This window comes from Corynebacterium sp. UMB9976, from assembly GCF_030212265.1.
GTDB lineage: Bacteria > Actinomycetota > Actinomycetes > Mycobacteriales > Mycobacteriaceae > Corynebacterium.
Window position 1 is genome coordinate 1 of record NZ_JASODY010000047.1, and the last position, 1,287, is coordinate 1,287.

General features: G+C 58.8%; 1 protein-coding gene. It reads right to left on the reverse strand.

The features are described 5' to 3' along the window. Positions 1–1,138, reverse strand: a 1,138-nt coding sequence (locus QP140_RS09720; protein WP_284759453.1) for an IS1249 family transposase, incomplete at its 3' end; no start/stop codon positions are given. Between the last annotated feature and the right edge of the window lie 149 nt (positions 1,139–1,287).

A 1,287-nucleotide genomic window follows, 5' to 3' on the forward strand; every position in this document is an offset into this window, starting at 1 on the left:
CGGTGTCGATAGCGTTGTCGTAGAGGGCTGGTCGTCCTGTTTCGTGGTCGGCTTGGTTCTCGTTTCGGGTCAGGGTGGATACTTTGGCGAGTTGGCCCTGGCCCCAGTCGGACTGCCTGGCGATTCGTACTGGATCGTCAGGCAGCTCTGTTTTTAAGTAGAGCCACCAATCCAGCATGCGGCGTTGTCGTTCGCCTGATCTGCCGCGGTGGGTTCTGGCGAGCAGTTTGAGCTGGGCGTTGATCCCGCCTTCCAGGCTGTTGGTGGTGGATTTGATCCGTTCGGGCGCAAGGACTGCTTTTGGTGGGGTGAGGTAGACAAACAGCATCTCGGACCGGAATAGGTGGTTGAGGCTGTTGTAGGCCTTGCGCACGTTGTGGTGTGTCCACACGCGAGTCCATGCACCGGTTTTGGGGTCTTTGATCAGGGTTTTCTCGTCCATCCATGACCGGTAGATCGTGGAGAATTCGTGCAGTTGCGCACCCCATGCGGCGGCTTCATCCAGCGTGGTGATCCGGGTCAGTTTCAGCGCAAGTCGGTAGATGGTGCGCCCGGCATCCGTGCGTGGGTTGTTGGTGGTGTAGCGGCGTACCACGCGTTGGGCGTGGACGAGGCAGCGTTGGATTTTCGTGGTCGGCCAGCACTTTTTGATTGCGCTGTATGCGCCTTGGCCGCCGTCGATGACGGCGATCAGTGGTGGGCAGATGCGTTCAAGCAGCAGTTGGTAGTCGCGGGTGGTTTCGTGTTTGCACCAGTGCCAGGCGATGACGTGGTCGACGGTCGCTGCGACGATCAAGCAGCCGCCGGCGGTGTAGGTGCCGTCGAGGAAGATCTGGTCGTAGACCCGCTTGTCGTGGCCGGCGGTGGGGTCAGGCACATCAACGAGCCAGCACCACTTGAAGCGCCGCTTCATGGTGGCTCGGCTAACACCGTTTCGTTTGGCTAGGTCGTCGAGTGATATTGCGGTGGTGCAATGCTCGATGAACTGGGTGAACACTGACGTGTTGGTGATGTCGTTTCGGTGTTTCACGCTGGAGGCGCCGCATTGTTTGCAGCGCCATCTGGTGGTGCCTTTGCTGGTGGTGCCGTTGCGTTTCATTTCACCGCCGCAGTAGCAGCGAGGTTGGTTCTTTGACATTGCGACACCACACCACGCCGCACATAGCACACCAACGCTGCCACACCGTGGATTTCCCGGCCTGAGGCCAGATATATGCTCCCGGAGCATATACTTTCCTGAAACCTACAGGTCAACCCCTGAAAATCGGCGATTCCGGACACACTTTT